We start from the raw sequence: 17,424 nt of genomic DNA on the forward strand, positions 1-17,424 counted from the left end.
CTCTTCACTCCTATCAATGAATTAGTGCTGATGTGTTATACCTGTGGCTGATCCATTTACTTTCTCTATGTGAACAGATAAAAAGCTGGTCTTCAAAGCCTGCACCTCTGAATCCATGTCCAGCTACGGTTTCAATGGGAATCAGGGACATGCTATTCTTATGGACTTCATAGATTCTTGAAAAACCGTCTACATCCTGACTTGTCGTGGCATATACTTTTTCATTTGCCTCAAAAATATCCAGGAAAGCTCTTTCTGATATAGGCTGCTGGCATACATCCCATTTTTTTGTAAAAGGATTCAGAAACTCAATCGTTCCCATACCGGATCGGGCGTTTCCTTTTGCAATGATAAGAAGGTCATTTTCATCTCTATAAATAGAGGAAATCATCGAATGCTTTTCTTTTTTTATGAGCTGCAATTCCCCTTTTCTAACATAATATCTCCATAACCCTCCATTCTGGGAATTGATTTGTGTCCCAATATAAAGGATTCCCTGATGATATAGCAGAGATCGGATAAGGGGCTTTTGCGGCATATTTTGAAATGGTCTAATAACAGACCAATCGGAACCAAAATTAGTTGATATGTATAGGCAGCTGCCGCCATGGGTTACGATGAGTCCCTTGCGGTTTCCTGTAATATCCCACAGCCGCTGGGCAGTCGGGAATGAGGTTTGATTCCACTTTTTTCGCTGCAGATCGTATCGGATAATTGTGCCATTGTCTCCGATTCCGAATATGAAATGACCTAATTGCACAAGTTTGTATATATTTTGAGTTAATCCATACTGAAGGAGCCAGTCTCCATCCTCAAAGGAATAAATGCCCGCCTGCTTAACTGCTACAATGAAAGGAAGATCCTGAGTTGATAGAACTGCAGTGGAGCCTTTGTCAAACATGTTCCATCTCCTCATTTTTCACTGTCCATTCATAGGCAGCTTCTGCAAATTGCTGACACTCAAGGATTTGCTCATCTGTTTCCGGATTGAGTTCTATCTTTAACTTTTGCTGAAAAACATTGGCTCCTCTTTCTCTTAATTTGTCTGCAAGCGTATCCACTGCTGCACAAAATTTTGGATAAGCATGATCCCCAGAGCCAAAGCACGCAACATGTTTTCCTGTTAAATCGTGATCATTCAATTCTTCAAAAAAATCCTCAGCTTCATAAGGAAGATCCCCATCCCCCCATGTATAAGCACCAATGAAAATAAAATCATAGGCAAGGATACTATGGATTTCTGTCAAATCCAAGCTTTCCATATCCACTTCACATCCTTTAGATACAAGAACATCTTTCAGGATTGAAGCCATATCTTCCGTATTTCCTGACATACTTAAATATCCAATGAAAGCCTTCATTTCATCTCGCCTCCTAATTGATAACTATTTTCATTTATTGTTAAACTGATAATAAATGATAATGATTATCAATGTCAATGGGCAATTTAATTTTGTAAACTTTTTCCTAATTGGTATGATAAAAAAATCAAAGGGTGGAAATATGCGTCGCATAAGGAGTCAACCTGGCAGCTGCAAATATGCTTCATCGATGAAGGTACAGAAAAGCTGTATAAAAAATATAGGAGATGCACATCTTATGCCTGATTCATTAAACAGAGTTGGGGTGTGTGCGGATGGAGTGGTTTGGCAAAAGTCATAAGTCTTTCCATTTTGAAATGTTTTCAGCCAGTCATCTTGTTACATTGGCAATCTTCTTTTTTGTATCATCTGCCATTTTTCTATTCCGGAAAAAGCTGAATGGTGATGGATGGAGAAGGCTTGAAGTTGGATCGGCCATTTCCTTAATATTTGCCGAGATATTGAATCACGTATGGATGTTAGTGAATGGAGTATGGAAATTGGGGCGGTCCATGCCATTGGAATTGTGTAATATCGGACTTATATTATGTATCCTTTTACTATTGACTAGAAAAAAGTATATTTTTGAACTATTAATTTTTATTGCAATATTGGGTGCTACTCAGGCTATACTTACTCCAGCATTAACATATGACTTTCCTCACTTTCGCTTTTTTCACTTTTTTTATGCACACATGATGGTTGTATGGGTGGCCTTATATTTTTTGTAGGCCAGAAAATATTATCCATCATTCCGATCGGTCATAAAACTAATTGTTTTTATCAATCTGCTTTTGCCTGCAATCCTTCTGATTAACAATCAAACGAAGGGAAATTATTGGTTCTTGCGTCATAAACCTAAGACCCCAAGTTTCTTTGACATATTGGGTGACTATCCATGGTATATCTTCACATTGGAGAGCTTACTGATTATCCTGAGCTTAATTACATGGTTTATCTTGCGAAAATGGGAGAAAGGCCACAAAGAACGTTCTCATTTTTAATGAATGGGGATGATTTTAGACAAAAATAAAAGCTGCCAGGAGATAGCAGCTTTCCTTAGATGGCCTCTTAAAAAACGCCCGGTCAGGAACATACAATGATAGACTATCCAATTGAGAAAAACATAAAGCTAACGCTCTCATGATAGCTTCATTGTTTTTTTATTTACTTTAGATGGCCTTGGCCATGTAATATTCCAATTCCTCTTTCAGACTGCAGGTTTCGCGCAGCTTTCTGCTATTCTCTGCAAAAGAGTCCTTGTCCCCCGCTTCAAGATCCTGATCAATTTTATATTGCAGATAATTGATTTTCAGGTCTATATCTAGCTGTGAAGATATGAATTCACTCATGAAATATCTTTCAATATCCTCTTCAGCCAAGTAAAATGCCTGCTGTCCATTAATCACCACAAGCGCATACCATCCCAGCATTGTATATTTCCGCTCAGGAGTGACCTCAATTAAATCCCCCTTTTGAAAATGCAGTATATTCACATGATCAGCATCAGGGCAAAAGCAATCGATTTGATGATCAAAATGTTCTATTGCGATATAAAGTCCACTCATTTTTCAACTCTCCTATATGTCATATTCCGCTGCCTCGATAAAATCCAAACCGCAGCAAGGGCATTGGGCATCGTTATTTTCATCTGAATCCGTATCCGCCATATAACCGCACCAGCAGCAAATGTAAAGTTCAATCGACTTATACCCCTCCCTCAGATTAGATTACTATCATGTAAATAGAATATAGTGATAATGATTATCATTGATAAAATCAATTTTAAATGAAAATGATTATCATTGTCAAGAAAATAGGAAAAGTGGTGATAATAAGTTTTAGGTATTGGCGACTGATTTTAATTGAGCTTCCGATTTTTCGTCGTCATTAACCGCTTATGGCGACCATTTTGACTGGGGACCTTCGAGTTTCGTCGTCATAGACCTCTCATGGCGACCATTTTGACTGGGGACCTTCAAGTTTCGTCCTCATAGACCTCTCATGGCGACCATTTTGACTGGGGACCTTCGAGTTTCGTCGTCACAGACCTCTTATGGCGACCGTTTCCATTGAAGCTTTGTAATTTCGCCGCCATGTTTCCATAGCTATTTCAAAAATCAGCCGTGTTCACGATTCCTTCACAATCCCCCAAATAGCCCCTGTCTTTTCCCTCCCATCCTTTGTATTTAGAAGGTGAAAGGGTGGTGCATTAAAATGAATTTAAAATCAGGCAGTATTGAGCAATTTGAAGGATATTCCCAATTTAAGGATCTTACGGAGTTTAATGCGCATGTGGAGATGTGGCTTTCGGTGCATAAGAAAAAGTTCTCAAAAGGTGAACTGGTTGGTTTAAAGAGGCTGGTTCGTTTTGCTGCGAAAATCCCTGGAGTCTCCAATGCTAAAATCGCCACCGTTTTAAAAGCCATTCACGAAGAATATAACGGAAATGGAATTTCCCGATCCACTTTTAAAAGGATGATTGTCAAAGCATTAGAGTCAGGGATTATCACTGTTCTTGAAACCGAAAGAAAAAACGGGTCCCAGTCCAGTAATTTGTATGTTTTTAATCGTTTTCCCAAGAGTGAACCACCTAAGAAAGAAAAGTTGGACCACCCTAATAAAACCATTAATCTTTCTAAAGCTAATAAAAATCAAAAGATTAATAAACGTAACGAAAACGTCCTTGATCACACCTATACAAGTGATCGTGTACCACAATCATTTACCAGCACTGTAAAATCCTTTTTTCCGGAAGCAAAGCAAATTGAGGAGTTTTGGAGAATGGCATCCATAGCAGCCTATAAAAACAATTGTGACCAAAGAGTAAACGCTGTTTTGGCTGCAGCCATCCATTCGTTTAAGCAGCTGATCAGGAAGATGAAAACCCGCGCCATTGCTAATCCTGTCGCTTATTTCTATGGAATCTTGACTAAGAAATTTGAAGAAATGTACTTTGAGGATTTGTTTGAATTGGGATTTTTGGCTGAAGAAAATGACTTCTTCATGAATTTTTTTTACAAAAAATAAAAAAACAGGCTAACTACCCGTTTTTCGTGAGTTATACCCCCTAAGTCCGGACTTAGACCCCTTAACTCCGGACTTAGGGGGGTTAACTCACTGATCTGGGACTTTTACTTGATTCGCCAAAATTTGGTTAACAGACTATGTTTGAACTACCCGGGAAAACATAGAGAGCGCGCTTTCCTTGAAGGGACCGAATTCATGGAGAGTTTTGAACAGTTAGAAGCACAATATGAGAGGATAATTCATCAAATCATGCATAGTCTGAACATCTATAAAAACAAAGAGGAATTCTACCAGCTGGGATTAATTACACTATGGCAGGCGTGGAAAAATCATGACGCTGAAAAAGGGACCCTGCTTTCCTATGCTTACAGTATGATAAAAGGAAATATCATGAACGAATTAACAAGACAACATAAACAAAGCCAGCAATGTTTCTATCCGAAAGATGAATTCTGGGAACTTATTGAAGACCCCTCATCATTCCCCTCCACAGATCTTGCACACGAGCTGCTAAAAAGATGCGGGCTATTAACTCCCAATCAAATGAAATGGCTGCAGTATACTTTATGTGATCAGATGTCTGTAAAGGAAATAGCTGAAAAAGAACAAGTCACCCCGTCAGCAGTCAAAAACTGGCGGCAGGGTGCCCGTGCGAAGCTGAAAAATATAATGAAAAATAATCGCTTTTTAGAAGATTAATCAAATTTACCCTGTCCTTATCTCCCAGCAATATGTATATAGAGGGTGAAAGGAGGTGAACAACATGGCACAAGCAATTATCACTGATTCCAAACTTCGCCTGGTGTTTGAAACAGGCCTTAACGGGCAGGGCAAGCCAATCCACAAATCCAAAACCTACAGCGGCGTAAAACAATCGGCAACAGCAGACCAGCTTTTCACAGTGGGACAAGCGATCTCTGGACTAAGCATCTATCCGCTGGCTGGAATTAATAGAAATGACAGCTTCGAAATTCTGGGCTAATTCATTCTATTAAAATACTTTAAACATAAAGGAGGGAATAAAAATGGCGAAATCATTAGAAATGACTTTTCTGTCAGAACTGGGCAAGCCAACGAAACTATCCGTTGATAACCCAATCGAACCGATTGATCCTGCAGCTGTGAAAGCAGCCATGGAACAAATCATTGCTGCCAATGCTTTTGACGGCAATGGCGGTGATTTGGTTTCAGCGGAAAGCGCCAGATTGGTTGAGCATAATGTAACTGATTATGAATTAATGTAAGGTGCAGTGGCCGGATTCCTTGGAACCCGGCCATTTTTTACAATGGGGTAAAATGAATTCACTAGAAAGGAGCAGCTGCCATGGAACAGATGGTTACATTGATCAGCGAACTCGGCTTCCCGATCGTTGTCACATTGTTTTTGCTGAACCGGATCGAAGCGAAGCTTGATGTTGTGGTGTCTTCCATTCAGGGTTTGCCGGATCGTCTGAAGGAATAGGAAAAAAACAAATAAGCTGCCTTAAAACAGTATGGCAGCTTATGCTTATTAAATTCACTTTATTTCTGCTTCCAAGCCTTTTCTTAATGGATCATAAGGTGACAGATCTATTTCCATCTCCCTTTTCAAAGCAAGATCTGCAGCCAGGGTGCCCACGTAAGGTCCCATAGTAAGCCCTGAAGCCCCTAATCCTGTTGCGATTACCAGCCCCTCTGCAGCTGGAACCGTACCCAGCAGCGGCAAAATATCTGGCCCAGCCGGGCGGAAGCCAATTCTTACCTCTTTTAGTGTGCTTTCAGCTAATCCTGGTGCAACTGTTAATGCTTCATCCAGCACTTCTTTCACACCTGCCGCAGTAAGTCTATAATCAAACCCGGATCCCGTTTCCCTGGTTGCTCCAGCCACCACTTTGGAATGGTCGAAAGCCACTAAATAATGAGAGCTTTGCGGAAGGACAACCGGCCAGCTGGAGGTGTCCATACCGTCCATTTTCAGATGGGCAATTTGTCCGCGCTGAGGCTCGATTTTAAGATCAATGCCTAACGGGGCAAGTAAGTCTTTAGCCCATGCACCGGCAGTAACGATAACTGCATCGGCAGCAATGACATCCCCGTTCACTTTTACTCCTGTAACCTTATTATTATGAAATACAAGGTCACCTTCACCTTCAAGTAATACAGCACCATGTTTTTTTGCACCATTTAGCATGGCGTCCCTTAACAGCCTGCCATCCAGCCTCGCTGCACCCGTAACATGGACAGCCTGCAGATCCTCACGGAGCGGCGGATAAAGTTCCCGGGCTTCCTCTGCTGTTAATCTCGTAATCTCCCCAACCTCAGGCGTTTCAGCCTTTTTTTGCCGGACACTTTGTTCGATCGCATCCAGTTCATCCGAACTGCTGCTGACTGCCAGAGCTCCTACCATTCCAAATCCAAAATCCTCTTCTCCATCTTGTTTTAGGTTGGCTATTAAAGATGGGTAGTAAAGAGCGCCTCTTCTTGCAATGGTGTACCAGTCTTTATGATCTACTCTGGAAATCCACGGGCAGATGATTCCTGCGCCTGCTGCAGTTGCCTGTCCCTGATGTGCCTTATCAATAATGACTACCTCTGCACCCTCCCTTGAAAGGTAATAGGCTGAACTTGAACCGACAATCCCGGAGCCTATGACTGCTATTTTCATGGTTGAACTCCCCCTTTAATCCGCAAAACTCTTCCCATTCAAATAATAATCCGCCTCTAAAAAGGCTGAAAATGCGACTTCTACCTCCTGCACTCCAAGCGACTGAACATGATTCGAAACAATCCCGGCAAATTGATTTTGAACTGCCTTGCCCCTGTCAAACCATTTTACTTCTATAAATGGATATGCTGGAACTTCATTTTTATCAAACACAAAGGTTGAGTTCAAAACCTCCAATGTAAAGTTATCTTCTCCGCAGTCACAAAGCTCAGCCAAATCCTTCACCAGCTGTGTACTGATTTCCTTCGTCTGATCCACTGAAATTCCCCTTATAAACAAATGCGGCATCCTGTTTCCTCCAATTTAATTTACATAATATTTTTCCTGACAACTGGAATAAAAAAGTTATAATATTATAACTTAATAACATTCACTCTAACCAAATCTGCTTAAAGAATACCTGTCGATTGGTATGGATGTTTCTCCATCCACGATTAATTCTGTTATTAACGTTCCTATTAAGGGAGAAAGTGTAACTCCGCTATGGGTCGCTGCTACATACAGGTTTTCATGACCGGGTACTTTACCAAGAATCGGAAAGCCGTCCTCAGGCATGGCCCGGATTCCGGAAAAGGCGCGGACAATTTTGGCTTTTCTTAATCCAGGAACATAACGGACTGCCATATTGGCTGTTTCCTGAATCACATCAAGAGTTGTTGCCCGATTAAAGCCTGCTTCTTCCATTGAATACCCCATCAGAACTTCCCCATTGTTTGCCTGCCTTAATCCGCTGATTGTAAAATTTAAGAAAGGCTTCAATGGTTCAGACACCAGGATCTGCCCTCTTAATTGGTTGACTGGAATCTTAACTCCAAGCATGTCACCGATTTCTCTTGACCAGGTTCCGCCAGCAAGAATAAGGTTTTTACATTCAAACGCACCCTTATCTGATATAACTGAATATTTTCCATCCTGCTTTTTAATCTCTGTTACTTTATTATAAGTAGAATACTGGACGCCATTTCTTTTAGCTGCTCGCATGTACATATCAATCAAGCGAAATGGATTGACATTGCCATCAATGGAGCTGTAGGTAGCCCCTGCTACTTCCGGATTCATATAGGGCTCTTTTTCGAGAACTTCTTCTCTGGATAATACTTTAATTTTGATGCCGATTTTCCGGTAGGATTCCGCGAGCTTCTGTGCCTTTTCACGGTCACTTTCATTGAAAAAAGGCGATAGCCCTCCTGTCCGCTTGTATTCAACGTCCCCGATCTTTTTAGACAGATAAGGATAGAGTTCGGCACTGTACATATTAAATTCCGCATACCAGGAAGGTGTTTTATTATGTACCCATACCCAGGCCTGGGTGGATCCGGATGTTCCTGACATGGGGTATTTTTTATCAAGCACAAGCACGCCTTCTTTGTACCGCTCAGAAAGGTGGTAAGCAATTCCGCTGCCCACTACACCCCCTCCGATAACAATTGTTTCATAATTGGTTTCCAATTACCTCACCTTCCCTTCTTCCAATTCCACCTCATCAAGAACAGACTTGACGGTACTAAAGGATGTACTGTTCGTTGCCAGTGTTTCAAGCTTAATAGGGGATAACGGCATCCGCATTCTCGGCAGCGGAATCTCTGAAGGTGACAGCCCAGTCTGCTGGTGAATAATTTCTGCCACCATGCTGGTGCAGATTTTAGCCTGGCAAGGACCCATTCCGCATCGGGTAATCCTCTTCACATCATCAAAGGTCCTTCCACCATTGCTGATAACCTCTTCCACTTCTTCACAGCTGATTTCTTCACATCTGCAGATGATCGTCGTTTTATCCAACTTATTCACCTTCTTCTCTCTTTTCCTATCTAGGAGATAAATTGATCTTTCAGTACCGGGCTTGCGAAGTTCTCGAGATGCTTGACTCTTCCGCTATACACTTCTCTGTACTCCAATAATCCGAGTTCTTTCCAAAGTGCCTCTCTCATCTCATTGGCCTCTGCATGGCTGATTGCCTGCAGTTCTTCACTTACACTGATGCCGGCAATCATTCCTGTTAAAAGCAACGGACCCTGGGTGCTGATGCCAGCCGCATTCCCGGCTATAAATACATCCTCTCTGCCGGTTTGTAAACTATTATTATATTGCGGAACCCAGCCGCCCAGCTCTTCTAGAAACCCAAAGGAACAGCCCAGCTGGTAAAATACATCCAGTATAGGTGCCCTGCCTCCGTCAATGCAAACGAGGTCTACATTCAGGGTTATGACTTCATCCGGCAGCTCAATATCAATCTGTTCCACCTGCCCATTTCCTCTTGCTTCTTTTATAAAACTATTAAAATAAAATGGAATTCCATTCCTTGACAGTTCACTCACTTTTTCCTGCTCTTTTGCTAAAGCTTCACTTTGTTTTTCTATGATCGCTTTCACCCGAGTGCCCACAGCCATCAGCTGCATTGCCGTTTCCATGGCAAAATCACTTGAGCCCACAATAACAGCTTCACTCCCAGGCAACACAAAATCACGATTGATCATTGTCTGTGCAGCACCGATTGTCATAATCCCCGGCATGGTCCATTTTGGAAATGCCACAGCCTTTTCAGCCGCTCCGGAAGCCACAATAATCTTTTTTGCTTTTACCGGGAATACATTATCTTCATCGGTAATTCCGGCACTTCCATCTGCGTAAAATCCAACCACACGGTGATTAAGGAGCGGTCTTACATTACAACCCTTAATTTGCTCAATTAGTTTATTGGCCAATTCAAAGCCACGCATAGGTTCATATACAGATGGAAGCTGACGCATCACTTGAGTCTGCTGGTTTAGCTGCCCGCCAAGCTGGGAAGCTTCGTCAACAATGGTTACATCCAGTCCCCTTGATGCTGTCTCAATTGCTGCTGATAGACCTGCAGGACCGCCTCCAATGATCAGTACATCAGTCTTCATCAATCTCTCTCCTTATCTCGGGATCATCCATATTCGGGTATATTCGCATGCCATCTTCAACTTCTGTCATACAGCTCCGTACATGGTCCTCCCCATCAATGGTCATATAGCAGCTGCAGCATCTCCCCCGCGAACAGAATAATCCTCTGGATTGGACCAGCTTTCGGCTGACACCCAATTTCTTAATTCCATTTGCCATTAACGCGGCAGCGACAGATTGCTGCGTATAGGCCTGATATGGCTGGTCATTGAAATAAATGGTTACAGGCTTTTGAAGCTGCCTGCCCAGAACGGGATGTTTCTCAATGTGCATAAAGACCTCTCCTATCTAATTTTTCGAGGAAAACACTTTCCCAACACCTAGCACTCTTTCAATTATGAGCATTAATACGACAGTGAAAAGAATCATGATGCTTGATACGGATGTAATAATCGGATCATATTGATATTGCATGTATGTGTAGATCCGCACTGGCAGTGTCACAACGTCAGTGCTGACAATGAATAAGGCAACTGTTAAATCATCAAATGAAGTAATAAAGGCAAAAATGGCTCCGGCTATCACGCCTGATTTAATGATCGGCAGAGTGATTTGAAAGAAAACCTTCATCGGGCCTGCACCAAGGTTCAGGGCCGCTTGTTCGATAGAACGGTCAAAACCTACTAAACTGGCAACAACCAGGCGCATCACAAAAGGAACTGTTAAGATGATGTGACCCAAAATTAATGCAAGCGGGCTCGCAGCCAAACCAATCCATGAGTAAAACTGCAAGAGAGCCACACCAAACACAACCGATGGAATCAAGAGAGGCGAACCCACTAATTGAACAATCGCTGACTTCCCTTTAAATTGGCGCCGGACGACCGCAAGAGATGCCAATGTGCCAATGGCGGTGGAAATAATGGCGGTTCCGAACGCCACAATAATGCTCAGCGTAAAGGACTGCATAAATTCCGGATGTTCAATTAATTCTGTGTACCATCTGAGGGTCAGGCCTTCTGGCGGGAATACAATGTATTCGGTAGTCGTTAAGGAAGAAAGCAATACAACCACGATGGGAGCCAGCAGGAAAATATAAACCAGTATACAAACAAAATTAAAGAAATACTTGGGCAGCTTCCTGCTCATTGTATGGCCACTCCTTTCTCAGACCTGGCAAGGATTTTGCTGTATGCGATGATGGTAATGGTGGCAATCAGGATTAACAGGAAGCCAATTGCGCCTCCATACGGCCAGTTCAGCATCACAGCTACTTGTTCATACGTTAAATAGGACATAACCTTCACCTGCGGGCCGCCTAAAATGGCAGGTGTAACAAATGAGCTGACGCTTAAGCTGAACACCATAACCGATCCGGCAAAAACACCAGGCAAGGTTAACGGAAGCAAAATGGAAAAGAAAGTTCTGAAGGAGCTGGCCCCAAGATTCTGCGAGGCTCTGATGACAGAAGGGTCTATTTTTTCGAGTGAACCCATGATGCTCAGCACCATGTACGGAAATAATACATGAACCATCCCAATGACCACACTCAATTCGGTGTATAAGAGGGTTAAAGGCTGATCTATCCAGCCCAGCTTTAATAGTGTATTGTTGACTACACCATTGTTGGATAAAAGAATCACCCAGCCGTAGCAGCGGATAACCATGCTGATCAGAAGCGGGGAAAGCACCAGAAGGGTTAAATAATTTCTGGCTCTTCCTTTTGACCTGGAAATCTGAAAAGCTACCGGGTAAGAGATAATGATCGTAATCAATGTTGTTAAAAGAGCGATTTTCACCGTGCGCCAGACTACTCCAAGGTAAAAAGGATCTGACATGAACTTGATGTAGTTCTGGAGTGTCCACTCATTACCCACTCCGGTGCTCGCATCAAAATTTTTAAAGCTTGTAATAAATAAGAAAAACAATGGCAGCAAGAAGAAGAAAATGAAGATTCCCAGCGTCGGAAGCAAAAGCAGCCACGTATCAAGCCGTTTTTTATTCAAATTCTTTTTCTTTTGCTGAAGCAATAAGTCATGTTCCGTTCCGATTCCGGCTTGCATGTGATTCACCTCGCCATTCTGGAAGGCAACAGGTCTTCAGGGTTCCAATACGTGTAGACACTGTTTCCTTCTTTAATTTCGGTAGGATTTAATACGGTATTGGAAATATCTGCAATCAGATGCCGATCTTGCACCTTCAAAATGTATCTTGTCTTGGCTCCGAGAAACATTTTACGTTCCACCCTGGTTTGAAAAGCCTCATTTCTTTCATTTGATCCGGCTAAAGCGATTTGGATTTTTTCCGGCCGGATGAAAAAGTGAACTTCGGAATTTTTTACAGATGGGACTGAAACAATCTGTTCATTCCCAAAAAAGTGCATTTTGCATTTCTTATTTTCATAGGTTTCCAGGACTTTCCCCTGGATGTGGTTGACTTCCCCTATGAACTGAGACACAAAGTCAGTCTTTGGATGGTTATAGATGGATGCCGGATCATCAACCTGTTCAATCCGGCCCTCATACATGACCGCAATACGGTCCGATATGGCCAATGCTTCCTCCTGGTCATGTGTGACAAATATCGTTGTGATCCCCACCTGCTTTTGGATATCAACAATTTCTTCACGCATTTCCTGGCGAAGCTTGGCATCAAGATTGCTCAATGGCTCATCCAGAAGAAGGACCTTCGGCTTAATGACCAGGGCCCTCGCCAATGAAACACGCTGCTGCTGCCCTCCGGAAAGTTCCTTTGGATAACGTTTTTCATAGCCAGCCAGACGAACCATCTCCAATGCTTCAAACACCCTTTTGCTGATTTCACTTTTTGGCACTTTACGGAGCTTAAGCCCATAGGCGACATTATCAAAAACCGTCATGTGCGGAAACAAAGCATAGTTTTGGAACACCATGCCCATTTCTCTTTTATTGGGAGGAAGCAGGTGAACGGGTTTGCCGTCCACCTCAATCTTCCCGCCATCCACTTCCAAAAATCCGGCGATCATATTTAGTGTTGTCGTTTTTCCGCAGCCCGAAGGCCCCAAAAAGGAGACCAGTTCCCCTTTTTGGATGTCAAGGCTGAGCTTTTTAACGACTTCTGTTTTATTAAATGTCTTAACCACGTTTTCCAGGCTTAAGTAACTCATTCGTTTCCCCTCTCTTTTAATGGGCTACTTCGATTTCTTTATTGGCCCGTTCTGTCCACTCTGCCCGTTTTGCATTAACAGTTTCCCAGTCAACTTTGATCAATTTGGCAATCTCCTCTTCCCCATAAGCCACCTTATCGACGATGTCTCCTTCAAGCTTCACATTCTTATTAACCGGACCGTCAAACAAGGAGTTGGCAAATAGAAGCTGTGCTTCTTCATCCAGAACAAAATTGACAAATTCCTGAGCAAGATCCCCATTTGGAGCATCCTTCACCACACTGACCGTGGCCATCAAGGCTGGAGCCCCTTCTTCCGGAATGACATACTCAATCGGGAATCCGCTATCCTGAAGGGTAAACACCCGGCTGCTTCCCCATGCACTTGCAACTGTCTGCCCTTGCAGGAAGTAGTTGGATACGTCAGCCGTTTTATCAAAAGTGATCGCGTTTTTGGCAATTTCCTTCATTTTTTCAAAGCCTGGTTCAATGTTTTCTTCATCTCCGCCATTGGCAATCGCAGTCATGAGCAGAAAATGAACTCCATACGTATTGGCAATGGAAGGCAGTACGAGTTTTCCTTTATACTTCGGATCGGCCAAATCATTCCATGATGCAGGCGGTTCCCAGCCATTCTGTTCGAAGACATCCTTGTTATAAGCCAAGCCGGTTGAAATGATTCCAAATCCAACACCAACATTATCTTTGTCTTTTGCAATATCATAGACATCTGCCAGATTCGTAACAACACTTTCATCCAATGGTGCCAGCAATCCAAACGCCTTTGCCTGAGCTTGAGGTCCATCATCAAGGAAAGCTACATCAATTTGAGGATTATCCTTTTGTGCCTGAAGCTTGGATAAGGTATCAACAGAGCTTCCCGTAATATATTTCACCTTTACGCCATGCTCTTTCTCAAACTTAGGGATCAAGTCCTCCTTCATCTTTTGCTCATAGCTTCCTCCATATGCCGCTAAGACAAGTGTCTTTTCATCACTTTTTCCTGATCCTTCATCAGCAGAACTTCCTGTTTGGCCGCTGCATCCTGCAGCCGTGACAAGCAATAAACAAAGCAATACAATTAAATAAGCTTTCTTTTTCAACTCATTTTCCCCCTCGTTTATTTTTGCTTTCGTGAACTTAAGGAGCTGTTCTAAGATGAAGACTTGATAAAACCGATACCCCCTTTATAATTTAGATCAATCTATAGAAAGAGATTGATTTCTATATAAAATATAAAGATATAATATTATAACTTTATATCTTTTATATTTATAAATTGTCCTATGGGCTTTCAGCAATTTTTTTTACAATTGAACCTCTGTATAATAAACCTCTTTATCACTGCGGATATAGAATTTGGAGAACTCAATGATGTCTTCCTGCTTTGTGTATGTAGTACGCTCCCACTCAAACACCGGAGTGCCCGGTTCCACATGAAGCAGCTTTGCCTGGTGACTGGGAAGAATATAAGGCCGGATAAATACCTTAGCCCGGTTTAGCGCTATATGGAATCTACTTTTTAAGATGTTAAAAATTAAGTCGTTATTGATCATCTCAGGTGTAAGCCCCTGACATTTATCCGCCGGAAGATAGGTATATTCCAGCGCGAGAGGATCATTGTTTTCCACTTTTAATCTCTCAATTTTGATCACCTCATCCTCAGGATCAATCCTTAACTTCTGCGCAATTTCAGAACCTGCTGTTTCATATATAAAGCTCAGCATTTCATGCGGATGTTCCTGTTCCGAACCGGTGGAAAGCGAAATAATGGAATTGAGGTCCTGCTCTTTAGCAGCTCCGGATACAAAGGTTCCCTTGCCACGCTGTCTGAAGAGATAACCTTTATTCACAAGCTCAATCACAGCTCTTTTAACCGTAATGGTGCTGACATCGAATCGATCTGACAGCTCCTGCTCAGTCGGCAGCTGGCTCCCAACCTCCCATTGTCCGGATATGATTTTCTCTTCCAGAATCTGTTCTACTTGTCTATATAGGGGTATATGTAAACTCTTATCTATCTGCATCTATGTATCTCCCTTGAAAGAATATAATGTTATAACTTTATATTATTTTATAATTTAACTGTTTTTTGGATAGTTGTCAATATTTTTTGAAAATTTAATATTTAGAACGAGTATATAATTTACAGTATTGTTCAGTACACACAAGGATCTGATTTATCCCTAGTTTTAACTAATAGCCTAGTTTCAGCACTGTTGCTTTTGTTTAACGCCCCTTCTGATGACTGGCTTCGGGATTTGTCTTTATTCCCTTTGATTAACTCCCATTTTGCTGGCTTGATTCGGCATTTCGTCTTTATTACCAGAGATCAATTCTCCTTACCCCTTATGAAGATGGAATTTATGTACTTAATGATTTTTGGGTCTCATGAACCCCCCATGGCGACCATTTCCTCTGCTCTCCAACCATTTTGGGTCTCATGAACCCTCCATGACGACCATTTCCTCTGCTCTCTAACCCTAACCATTTTGGGCCTCATGAGCCCTCCATGGCGATACAACAATAGGGCCAAATTGCTGAATAATACCTTTAAGAAAAATGGGTATCTATGTTAATATTTTGAAGAGCTTGTGAAGAAATATACTTAAAGTAACGGGGTGGAATAGTTTAAGTGAAACTCTTACCTTAGTGAGTGGCTGTTAGAACCTTCTATTAAATAAAACTACAAAAATACCTCATTATTTATATAGGAGTATAAGTATAGCATCTTAGTTATCACACCCAGATGCCTTATTATTACATTTCCTGATAGAAAGTATCAATTAGTTTGCCAACGAAATATCGCTGAATAGGCTAAGCAGTTCTATTCACCTCCTCAATAGCTATAACTTCTCTTGCTGCTTCTATGAAAGATAATATGATTGGTGAAAGCCATTTGTCTATATGCCATGCCATATGTGTATATACGTGCAAGTCCGGAATTTGCCATGGTAGAGCAACAAGTTCACCCCGTTCAACTTCGGCTTCCTCTGTTATTTCCGGAAGAAAGGCTATGCCGATTCTCGTAATTGCACATTGTTTAATGGCTTCGGCATTTTGAAACTCTAAATAAGTAATATCATCAATGCCCTTCTTCTCAAATGACCGGTCAAACATGGTTCGATAGGTACAACCTTTTTCATTGACCAGGAACACTTCTCCGTGAAAATCTTCCAGCTGTAGTACAGTTAGTTTCGCGAGAGGATGATCTGGAGCGACGAAAAAGCGGAAAGTTTCTTTTAGTAACGGTTCCACTGTAAGCCCCGTTGAGAGAATGGTTTCATCCAGCATAAAGACGACATCCGCGGTTCCCTCAAAGAGCGTTTGCTTGAGTTCCTGATTTGGGACAGATCGGAAGATGAGACGAACTCCTGGATAGCGTGAACGAAATAGCTGGAAGACAGTTGGAAGACGATAGGCGCAAAGAACCTCGTTGGCACTTATCGTTAGGGTGCCACTTAGATTTTCATTGTCATGAACGGCACTGCGAGCTTCGTCCAATTTGTCTAGAATACTTTGGACATGAGTTAAAAAGCGCTTACCCGCCAAAATGACAGCCCTGATCTTCAACTCTTGCACCCATTAGTTAGATAACATACTCAAATTCTACAAAAGGATTGAACTCACTTATTACAGTTTCCTATTTAATGTGAGCATTTTTTTGCTATAAATTGCTAATCATTTCCTTTATTTCATCACGTTTTTGAATGGTTGTATCGTTTTCGTTGGGGAAAACCGCTGTGGCACCACCGTCATTTTCAATATCAACTAGTAAATCGTCTAAAAAACTTGAAATTGGAATGTTGAACGCTTCGTATGACTCATCTAAATTGGCAGCCTTCATTTCAGCAAAGCTCCTGCTTGGCCAAACAGGTAGTAAAAATGCATATTCCCCATCATCTTCTAAGCATAATAGATCGCCATTTTCATCACGTAGTAACCACACCTGTTCATCCGTTGCAACCATACCATAAAAATATGCAAGCCGCTTTTCAGCTGGTCGGTTTAAAATAAATCGTTTAATTAATTTCATATTAGCCATTCCTTTACGATAATTATTTAAAAATATATCAAATTATATAGAAAGTTACTACTTTTATTTCATTTCCGAGCATAGTTAGTTACATGATCTTCCTTTCTTACAATTCAAAATCCAGTCATGATAAATTAACCAAATACCCTTATTCAACTAACCTCCCTCAATAAAAGAAACGTACACACCCGATTACTCCTGATTTCTTAGATTTTCATAGCTATTTACCTACCGGTAAATGGGTTTCAATTGGAGGATAGTCACTGAAAAGGATATATTTG

Annotated in this window: 22 protein-coding genes; 6 read left to right on the plus strand and 16 right to left on the minus strand. The window is 41.7% G+C overall.

Features of this window, described 5'->3' with window-relative positions; all coding sequences use genetic code 11:
* Positions 1-13: 13 nt before the first annotated feature.
* Both ACEQ1T_RS12590 and ACEQ1T_RS12595 read right to left on the minus strand, forming a co-directional pair.
* Complete coding sequence (locus tag ACEQ1T_RS12590) at positions 14-901, minus strand: hypothetical protein (protein WP_206839357.1); 888 nt, start codon at positions 899-901, stop codon at positions 14-16.
* Positions 894-1,361, minus strand: coding sequence for a flavodoxin (locus ACEQ1T_RS12595; RefSeq protein WP_206839356.1), 468 nt, complete (start codon positions 1,359-1,361; stop codon positions 894-896). The genes ACEQ1T_RS12590 and ACEQ1T_RS12595 overlap by 8 nt, the downstream gene beginning before the upstream one ends.
* Positions 1,362-1,636: 275 nt before the next feature.
* Here ACEQ1T_RS12595 and ACEQ1T_RS12600 point away from each other — a divergent pair, with 275 nt between their 5' ends.
* A complete protein-coding gene (locus ACEQ1T_RS12600) occupies positions 1,637-2,092 on the plus strand; it encodes a TIGR02206 family membrane protein (protein ID WP_370223185.1) in 456 nt (151 codons plus the stop codon).
* A 441-nt stretch (positions 2,093-2,533) separates the two neighbouring features.
* Here ACEQ1T_RS12600 and ACEQ1T_RS12605 read toward each other — a convergent pair whose 3' ends face one another.
* Complete coding sequence (locus ACEQ1T_RS12605) at positions 2,534-2,929, minus strand: hypothetical protein (RefSeq protein ID WP_206839354.1); 396 nt, start codon at positions 2,927-2,929, stop codon at positions 2,534-2,536.
* A gap of 649 nt (positions 2,930-3,578) precedes the next feature.
* Between ACEQ1T_RS12605 and ACEQ1T_RS12610 the strand changes: the two genes are divergently transcribed.
* The 5 genes from ACEQ1T_RS12610 to ACEQ1T_RS12630 all read left to right on the plus strand — a co-directional run bounded on the left by ACEQ1T_RS12610 (position 3,579) and on the right by ACEQ1T_RS12630 (position 5,853).
* Positions 3,579-4,391 carry a hypothetical protein gene (locus ACEQ1T_RS12610; RefSeq protein ID WP_206839352.1) on the plus strand — a complete coding sequence of 271 codons (813 nt, stop codon included), beginning with the start codon at positions 3,579-3,581 and terminating at the stop codon, positions 4,389-4,391.
* 195 nt (positions 4,392-4,586) lie between these two features.
* Positions 4,587-5,090, plus strand: a complete 504-nt coding sequence (locus ACEQ1T_RS12615; RefSeq protein WP_206839351.1) for a sigma-70 family RNA polymerase sigma factor — start codon at positions 4,587-4,589, stop codon at positions 5,088-5,090.
* Between the two features lie 64 nt (positions 5,091-5,154).
* A complete protein-coding gene (locus ACEQ1T_RS12620; protein WP_206839350.1) occupies positions 5,155-5,373 on the plus strand; it encodes a DUF1659 domain-containing protein in 219 nt (72 codons plus the stop codon).
* A 43-nt stretch (positions 5,374-5,416) separates the two neighbouring features.
* Entirely contained in the window at positions 5,417-5,635 is a 219-nt protein-coding gene (locus tag ACEQ1T_RS12625) for a DUF2922 domain-containing protein (RefSeq protein WP_370223186.1), read from the plus strand.
* Positions 5,636-5,715: 80 nt separating this feature from the next.
* Positions 5,716-5,853, plus strand: a complete 138-nt coding sequence (locus ACEQ1T_RS12630; RefSeq protein WP_019380521.1) for a YvrJ family protein — start codon at positions 5,716-5,718, stop codon at positions 5,851-5,853.
* Positions 5,854-5,907: 54 nt separating this feature from the next.
* Here the strand turns inward: ACEQ1T_RS12630 and ACEQ1T_RS12635 are convergent, their stop codons facing one another.
* The 13 genes from ACEQ1T_RS12635 to ACEQ1T_RS12695 form a co-directional block, all read right to left on the minus strand.
* On the minus strand, positions 5,908-7,035 hold the full coding sequence (locus tag ACEQ1T_RS12635) for an FAD-binding oxidoreductase (RefSeq protein WP_206839345.1): 1,128 nt from the start codon (positions 7,033-7,035) through the stop codon (positions 5,908-5,910).
* Positions 7,036-7,050: 15 nt separating this feature from the next.
* Positions 7,051-7,383: a DUF1904 family protein gene (locus ACEQ1T_RS12640; protein WP_206839344.1), complete on the minus strand. Its 333-nt coding sequence runs from the start codon at positions 7,381-7,383 to the stop codon at positions 7,051-7,053.
* Between the two features lie 87 nt (positions 7,384-7,470).
* Positions 7,471-8,544, minus strand: a complete 1,074-nt coding sequence (locus ACEQ1T_RS12645) for an NAD(P)/FAD-dependent oxidoreductase (protein WP_370223187.1) — start codon at positions 8,542-8,544, stop codon at positions 7,471-7,473.
* Positions 8,545-8,883 carry a (2Fe-2S)-binding protein gene (locus ACEQ1T_RS12650; RefSeq protein ID WP_235192236.1) on the minus strand — a complete coding sequence of 113 codons (339 nt, stop codon included), beginning with the start codon at positions 8,881-8,883 and terminating at the stop codon, positions 8,545-8,547.
* Between the two features lie 20 nt (positions 8,884-8,903).
* Positions 8,904-9,983 carry an NAD(P)/FAD-dependent oxidoreductase gene (locus tag ACEQ1T_RS12655; RefSeq protein WP_206839342.1) on the minus strand — a complete coding sequence of 360 codons (1,080 nt, stop codon included), beginning with the start codon at positions 9,981-9,983 and terminating at the stop codon, positions 8,904-8,906.
* Positions 9,973-10,296 (minus strand): (2Fe-2S)-binding protein, encoded by a 324-nt coding sequence (locus tag ACEQ1T_RS12660; protein WP_206839341.1) that lies wholly within the window; start codon positions 10,294-10,296, stop codon positions 9,973-9,975. The genes ACEQ1T_RS12655 and ACEQ1T_RS12660 overlap by 11 nt, the downstream gene beginning before the upstream one ends.
* A gap of 15 nt (positions 10,297-10,311) precedes the next feature.
* Positions 10,312-11,112 (minus strand): ABC transporter permease, encoded by an 801-nt coding sequence (locus ACEQ1T_RS12665; RefSeq protein ID WP_206839340.1) that lies wholly within the window; start codon positions 11,110-11,112, stop codon positions 10,312-10,314.
* On the minus strand, positions 11,109-12,026 hold the full coding sequence (locus ACEQ1T_RS12670) for an ABC transporter permease (RefSeq protein ID WP_206839339.1): 918 nt from the start codon (positions 12,024-12,026) through the stop codon (positions 11,109-11,111). The genes ACEQ1T_RS12665 and ACEQ1T_RS12670 overlap by 4 nt, the downstream gene beginning before the upstream one ends.
* Positions 12,027-12,031: 5 nt before the next feature.
* Positions 12,032-13,108, minus strand: coding sequence for an ABC transporter ATP-binding protein (locus ACEQ1T_RS12675; RefSeq protein WP_370223189.1), 1,077 nt, complete (start codon positions 13,106-13,108; stop codon positions 12,032-12,034).
* 16 nt (positions 13,109-13,124) lie between these two features.
* On the minus strand, positions 13,125-14,210 hold the full coding sequence (locus ACEQ1T_RS12680) for an ABC transporter substrate-binding protein (protein ID WP_206839336.1): 1,086 nt from the start codon (positions 14,208-14,210) through the stop codon (positions 13,125-13,127).
* A gap of 204 nt (positions 14,211-14,414) precedes the next feature.
* Positions 14,415-15,134: a GntR family transcriptional regulator gene (locus ACEQ1T_RS12685; RefSeq protein ID WP_370223190.1), complete on the minus strand. Its 720-nt coding sequence runs from the start codon at positions 15,132-15,134 to the stop codon at positions 14,415-14,417.
* Between the two features lie 790 nt (positions 15,135-15,924).
* Positions 15,925-16,689, minus strand: coding sequence for a LysR substrate-binding domain-containing protein (locus tag ACEQ1T_RS12690; protein WP_370223192.1), 765 nt, complete (start codon positions 16,687-16,689; stop codon positions 15,925-15,927).
* Positions 16,690-16,774: 85 nt separating this feature from the next.
* On the minus strand, positions 16,775-17,143 hold the full coding sequence (locus tag ACEQ1T_RS12695; RefSeq protein WP_206839333.1) for a DUF2750 domain-containing protein: 369 nt from the start codon (positions 17,141-17,143) through the stop codon (positions 16,775-16,777).
* Positions 17,144-17,424 lie beyond the last annotated feature (281 nt).

The sequence above is a fragment of the Cytobacillus sp. genome (assembly GCF_964223445.1).
Lineage (GTDB): Bacteria > Bacillota > Bacilli > Bacillales > Cytobacillaceae > Cytobacillus.